This window comes from Terriglobales bacterium (genome assembly GCA_035454605.1).
GTDB lineage: Bacteria > Acidobacteriota > Terriglobia > Terriglobales > Acidobacteriaceae > DATMAB01.
Map to the genome: position 1 here is coordinate 24890 of DATIGQ010000029.1, position 6236 is coordinate 31125.

The 6236-nt window shown below is 65.5% G+C and carries 6 protein-coding genes; 5 read left to right on the plus strand and 1 reads right to left on the minus strand.

All coding sequences use genetic code 11. The features are described from left to right. The first annotated feature begins 179 nt into the window (after positions 1–179). The 5 genes from VLE48_02025 (at position 180) to VLE48_02045 (ending at position 5226) form a co-directional block, all read left to right on the plus strand. A complete protein-coding gene (locus tag VLE48_02025) occupies positions 180–425 on the plus strand; it encodes a hypothetical protein (protein HSA91761.1) in 246 nt (81 codons plus the stop codon). An 83-nt stretch (positions 426–508) separates the two neighbouring features. Then, positions 509–1039, plus strand: a complete 531-nt coding sequence (locus VLE48_02030) for an NAD(P)H-dependent oxidoreductase subunit E (protein ID HSA91762.1) — start codon at positions 509–511, stop codon at positions 1037–1039. After that, positions 1017–2891, plus strand: coding sequence for an NADH-quinone oxidoreductase subunit NuoF (gene nuoF, locus VLE48_02035; GenBank protein HSA91763.1), 1875 nt, complete (start codon positions 1017–1019; stop codon positions 2889–2891). Before VLE48_02030 ends, nuoF begins: the two co-directional genes overlap by 23 nt. After that, positions 2879–3610 carry a 2Fe-2S iron-sulfur cluster-binding protein gene (locus VLE48_02040; protein ID HSA91764.1) on the plus strand — a complete coding sequence of 244 codons (732 nt, stop codon included), beginning with the start codon at positions 2879–2881 and terminating at the stop codon, positions 3608–3610. Before nuoF ends, VLE48_02040 begins: the two co-directional genes overlap by 13 nt. After that, a complete protein-coding gene (locus VLE48_02045; GenBank protein ID HSA91765.1) occupies positions 3607–5226 on the plus strand; it encodes an FMN-binding glutamate synthase family protein in 1620 nt (539 codons plus the stop codon). The genes VLE48_02040 and VLE48_02045 overlap by 4 nt, the downstream gene beginning before the upstream one ends. A gap of 24 nt (positions 5227–5250) precedes the next feature. Here VLE48_02045 and lhgO read toward each other — a convergent pair. Beyond that, on the minus strand, positions 5251–6236 hold a 986-nt coding region (gene lhgO / locus VLE48_02050), incomplete at its 5' end, for an L-2-hydroxyglutarate oxidase (GenBank protein HSA91766.1).

The following is a 6236-nucleotide window of genomic DNA, read 5'->3' on the forward strand; positions in this document are numbered from 1 at the left end:
CACCTGGTTCTGCCGACGCTGGTCGAGGGGTGTCACTGCCGGTCGTGATTCCGGTCACAGCCGCCGAAGCGACGGGATGCGAGCCTAGGAAGGCAGGGAAGCGACTTCGCAGGATTTGCCTCGCGGCCCGTCTGCTGCGCCTCCTCGGAGCCTCTTTTCAGCGCAGGAGGTGCCGACCAATGGAAAACACCGGCAAGGTGCTGTGTCCGATGTGTCACGGCGATGGCCACATGAACCACTCGGACGTGGTCCGGAAGCTCTCGGATCCGGAACTGGGGCGCAAGATCCAGGTCTACCTGGACGAGATCACGCACGAGCTGCCCCATTCGAGCCAGCTCCTGGAGACGGCCGCGGCCGCGAAAGACTGCCGCGAGCTGCGTCCCTGGCCGGGGAATCATCCACTGCGCCGCAGTCCCAAGGAGTAAGTGAAGCCGGCCTGATCCGGAGCCGGCTGCCCAGCGACAAGGTGGGAGGGCACGGACGTCCTCCCGGGGGTGAGATCGGAATCATGTCCATGGAAGAAGCGGTCGAGCAGCTGGAACCCATACTGGAGCAGTTCGACGACCGGCGCGCTAACCTCATCGCCATCCTGCAAGAGATTCAGGCCAAGTACTTCTACCTGCCGTACGCGGCGCTGGAACGCGTAGCCCGCAAGCTGAGGGTTCCTCTCACCGACGTCTACCACATTGCCACGTTCTACCGCTGCTTCAGCCTGGTGCCGCGGGGCCGTCACCAGTTGCAGGTCTGCCTGGGAACCGCCTGCCATGTGCGCGGCGCGCCGCGGGTGCTGGACCGCATCCTGACCGAGCTTAAGCTGCCGCAACCGGGCACCACCGCAGACCGTGAGTTCACGGTACTCACGGTGCGATGCATCGGCTGCTGCGGCCTGGCGCCGGTGGTGCGGGTGGATGCCAACACCCATCCCCACCTGACGCAGGCCCGGGTGCGCAGCGTGCTGAACAAATACCGCCAGCCGCAGCGTGTTGAAGAAGAGAAAGTAGCCACAGGAGAGCTCAATGCCACGGTTGGCGTCCGTTAACGAACTCGAGGCCTACCGGGCGCGACTGGCCGCGACCCGCGACCCCACGCGCCCCTGCCTGACCGTATGCGCGGGCAGCGGCTGCACGGCGGCGGGTGCAGGGGACGTGTTGACGGCGCTCCGCAAGAACGTGGAGAAGGCCGGCCTGAAGGACGGGGTGGACGTCAAGAGCACGGGCTGCCACGGCTTTTGCGAGCGCGGCCCCATCATGATCGTTTGGCCGGAGGGCACGTTCTACAACAAGGTGGCCTCCAGCGACGCGCGCGCCATCGTCGCCAGCATCGCCGACGGCCACGTCCCGGTGGAGAAGCTGCTCTACAGAGATCCTGCGAGCGGGCAGGCGGTCGTGCGCGAGGACGAAGTTCCGTTCTACGCCCGGCAGCGCCGGGTGCTGTTCGGCAACAACGGCCGCATCGACCCCAAGAACATCGACGACTACCTGAACGTGGGCGGCTACGCGGCGCTGGGCAAGGTGCTCTCCGGCATGACGTGGGAGCAAGTGATCGACCAGGTGAAGCGCTCGGGTTTGCGAGGCCGGGGCGGTGCGGGATTTCCCACGGGCGTGAAGTGGGGCTTTTGCCGGCAGAATCCGGCTCCCCGCTACCTGATATGTAATGCCGACGAAGGCGATCCCGGCGCGTTCATGGACCGCTCCCTGCTGGAAGGCAACCCGCACAGCATCCTGGAGGGCATGATCATCGGGGCGTTCGCCTTGGGCGTGGAAGAAGGCTACGTGTACGTGCGCGCCGAGTACCCGCTGGCGGTCGAGCATCTGCGGGTCGCCATCGAGCAGGCCGAGAACTATGGCCTGCTGGGCGACAACATCCTGGGCAGCGGCCAGCGATTCCGTGTGCACGTGGTGAAAGGCGCCGGCGCCTTTGTCTGCGGGGAAGAGACGGCGCTGATCCGCAGCATCGAGGGCAAAGTGGGCGAACCGCAGCCGCGACCTCCCTATCCGGCGCAGCGCGGACTCTGGAACCGGCCCACGGTCATCAACAACGTCAAGACCTGGGCCAGCGTGCCGGTGATCCTCAACCGCGGGCCGGAATGGTACGCCGCCATCGGCACGGAAAAAAGCAAGGGGACGATGGTCTTCTCCCTGGTGGGCAAGATCAACAACACCGGCCTGGTGGAAGTGCCCATGGGAATCACCTTGCGGGAGATGATCTACGAGATCGGCGGCGGCATACCCGGGGGCAAGGAACTCAAGGCCATCCAGATCGGCGGACCCTCGGGCGGCTGCATCCCCGCCAGCCTGATCGACCTGGCCATCGACTACGACGAGCTGACCAAGGCCGGCTCCATGATGGGTTCGGGCGGCATGGTGGTCATGGACGAGTCCACCTGCATGGTGGATGTGGCCCGCTACTTCATGGAATTCCTTGAGGACGAATCCTGCGGCCAATGTTTCCCCTGCCGCAAGGGAACCCAGCGCATGCGGGAGATCCTGACGCGCATCTGCGCCGGACATGGCAAAGAAGAAGACCTGGCCCTGCTCGAGGACCTGGGCTGGCTGATGCGGCAGACCTCGTTGTGCGCGCTGGGACAGACGGCGGCCAACCCGGTGCTGACCACGCTGCGCTATTTCCGCGACGAGTACCTGGCGCACATCCGCGACCAGCAATGCCCGGCCAAGGTCTGCAAGCAGCTCATCTATTACGAGATTGACCCCGTGTTTTGCGATGGCTGCGGCGCGTGCGTGAAGGTGTGCGCCGGGGAAGCCATCCTGGGCGAGAAAAAGAAGCTGCACACCATCGATGCTGCCAAGTGCACGCGCTGCGGCGCCTGCATGGAGGTGTGCCAACCCAAGGCCGTGCTGGTTTCGACAGGAGCGATCCCGTGCCCAGTCTGAAGATCAACGGCATCGAGACCGAGGTGGAACACGGCATGAGCGTGCTCGACGCGGCGCGCTTCCTGGGGCTGCCCATTCCCACGCTCTGCCACGACGACGGGCTCACTCCCGCCGGTGCCTGCCGCCTGTGCGTGGTCGAGGTGGAGCGTAACGGTACGCGCAAGCTGCTGAGCGCCTGCACGCTGCCGGCCGAGGACGGCCTGGTGGTGTGGACGCACTCCGAGCGCGTGGAGCGTGCGCGGCGCCTGCTGCTGGAGCTGTATGTTGCCACCTGTCCCTCGTCCAAGCGCATCCAGGACCTGGCCTCCCGCTACGGCGCCAACATATGCCGCTACGACGCCGAGCACGAGATCTGCATCCAGTGCGGGCTTTGCGTGCGCATGTGCGAGCAGCAGATGATGGCCGGGGCCATCGGGTTCGCCGGGCGCGGCAGCAACCGGCGCGTCTCCCGTCCCTTCGACATGACTTCCGACCGCTGCCGCCAGTGCGGCGCCTGCCTCTACATCTGCCCGGTGTGCGAGTTGCGCTGCGCCGGACCGCAGGCCGACACCACGCTGTGCAGCGGCTGCCTGAACTTCGCCACCGTTTGCTTGCAGAGCTACGACCACGCCATGTGCTCTCTGGATCCGTGCCACGCCTGCGAGCTGAGCGGGCCGTTCCGTCCCGACGTCCGCGTCAAGAACGAACTTCTCAAGATTCCGACAGGAGAACTCAAATGACCTACTCGCGCCTGAATGCGTCCGCGGCCACGCTGACCAAGAATCGCACGGAAGACGCCGTGGTCCCCATCAGCGGCATGTGCGCCACCTGCGTGGATGGCTGCGTGGGAATGTGCGAGATCGGCAAGTCCGCCTACCGCGGACCCGAGATGATCTATCCGCAGCCCTTCGGCATCGTCACCACCGCCGGCGTGAAGGACTACCCGGTGGACCTGTCGCACTTCACCATCCTGGGACGGGCGACCGGCGCCTGGGGCATCCAGCCGGACTCCAACCGCGCTCTGTTCCCCAACGTGGATCTGGAGGTCGGCATCGGACGCGACCAGGGCATCCGTTACAAGCTGCCGTTCACGCTGGCAGCCATGGGTTCCACCAACGTGGCCAAGAACAACTGGCCGGGGCTGGCGGCCGGCGCGGCCATCACCGGCACCGGCATCGCCATCGGCGAGAACGTGGTGGGGATGGACATGGAATCCACCTTCGCCGGCGGCAAGGTCGTCTCCAGCGTGGACCTGGCCTGGCGGGTGAAGTGTTTCCGCGACTGGCAGATGGACGGCTACGGCGAAGTCTACGTGCAAGCCAACGTGGAAGACACCCAACTGGGCGTGCAGGAATACGCCATCGAGAAGCTGGGCGTGACGGCGGTGGAGCTGAAGTGGGGCCAGGGAGCCAAGGACATTGGCGGTGAGGTGAAAATCAAGGACCTGACCAAGGCGCAAGAGCTGCAGCACCGCGGCTACGTGGTCTTGCCCGACCCTTCCAATCCGCTGGTGATCGACGCCTTCAAGAAAGGAAGCTTTCACGAATTCGAGCGCCACTCGCGCGTGGGCATGGTCACGGAAGATGGTTTTATGAAGCGCGTGGAGCAGTTGCGCAAGCTGGGCGCGAAGTACGTGACCCTGAAGACCGGCGCCTATCGTCCCGCCGATCTGGCGCGGGCGGTGAAGTACGCGTCCCTGGCCCAGCTCGACCTGCTCACCGTGGACGCCGCCGGCGGCGGCACCGGCATGTCCCCCTGGCGCATGATGAACGAGTGGGGCGTTCCGGGAATCGAGCTGTTCTCCCTGCTGAAAGAGTATCTGGCGCGGTTGGAGAAGAAGGGCGAATATGTTCCACCCATTGCCCTGGCCGGAGGCTTCACCTTCGAGGACCAGATCTTCAAGGGATTCGCGCTGTGCGCTCCCTATGTGAAGCTGATCGGCATGGCGCGCTCGCCGCTGGCCGCGGCCATGGTCGCCAAGACCATCGGGAAGTCCATCGAGGCGCAGAGCCTGCCTATCTACATCGAGCGCTTTGGGACCACTGTCGACGAGGTTTTCGTGTCCGCCCCCGAGCTGCGGGAGAAACTCGGCGACCGCTTCAGCCAGTTGCCCACCGGCGCCCTCGGCATCTACACGTACTACCAGCGCCTGGCCCAGGGGCTGCGGCAGTTGATGGCCGGCGCGCGCAAGTTCTCCCTCGAGTACATCAGCCGCAGCGACATCGCCGCGCTCACCCCGGAAGCCAGTCGCGTGAGCGGCATCCCAATGGTGAGTGATGTGGATGCCGCGGAAGTGGAGCTGATTCTGGAAGCCGGAGAAGCCAAGCGGAGACGCGCTACCTCGGCGGCGGACTAGTGGGTTCGCGAGGTACGCTGCGAATCAGCCCATCTCTTCCAGCATCTGCGCGATGACCTTGCCTATGGCCAGCGATGCCGTAGCGGCGGGCGAGGGCACGTTTAGCACGTGGATCATGCGCTGCTCGCGGACGATGCGGAAGTCGTCCACGAGTTTTCCGTCCGGGTCGACCGCTTGCGCCCGCACGCCGGTCTGGCCCGGCACCAGGTCGGACTCCTGTACCTCCGGCAGCAAACGCTGCAGCTTGCGGGTGAATGCGCTCTTGCTCCATGAGCGATACATCTGCTCCACGCCGCTGGGCCAGTATCGTGCCGCCATCCGCCAGAAGGACGCCCTGCCGAACAAGGAAAGGGTGTCACCCAGGTCCAGATCGGTCTTGCGATAGCCTTCGCGCTTGAGGGCCAGCACCGCATTGGGTCCGGCGGTGATGCGCCCGTCCAGATGCCGAGTCAGGTGCACTCCCAGGAAGGGATACTTCGGGTCAGGCAGGGGATAGATGAGACCTCGGACCAGCGCTTGCCTGGCCTGCGTCAGTTCGTAGTACTCGCCGCGAAAAGGCACGATGGTGACGCCGGGGTCGGCGCCCGCCAGGCGAGCCACCCGGTCGGAGTGCAAGCCAGCACAGTTGATGAGCCGGTGAGCGGAGAACTTGCCCGCTGGGGTTTCGGCGATGATTCGCCCGTTCTGCTGGTGGATGGCTTCCACCCGTGCCGCGGTGCGCACCTCGCCTCCCGCCGCTTGCACCAGTTCGGCGTACTTGCGGGTCACGGCCGCGTAATCGGTGATGGCGCCGCCGGGCACGCGCAGCGCCGCCAGTCCGGAACAGTGCGGTTCCAGGTGGCGAATCTGCTCCGGCCCGACCACTTCGAGATTCGGTACGCCATTCTCCTGGCCGCGGTGAAGCAGGCCGTCGAGTGCGGTCACCTCCTCCGGATTTGTGGCCACCACCAGCTTTCCACAGACCTGGTGAGGAATGGCATGTTCGCGGCAGAAGGCGAGCATGGCCGCCG

Coding starts and splice junctions, on each gene's coding strand:
- VLE48_02045 (HSA91765.1), top strand. CDS start 3,607: ATGACCTACTCGCGCCTGAATGCGTCCGCGGCCACGCTGACCAAGAAT.
- VLE48_02025 (HSA91761.1), top strand. CDS start 180: ATGGAAAACACCGGCAAGGTGCTGTGTCCGATGTGTCACGGCGATGGC.
- nuoF (HSA91763.1), top strand. CDS start 1,017: ATGCCACGGTTGGCGTCCGTTAACGAACTCGAGGCCTACCGGGCGCGA.
- VLE48_02030 (HSA91762.1), top strand. CDS start 509: ATGTCCATGGAAGAAGCGGTCGAGCAGCTGGAACCCATACTGGAGCAG.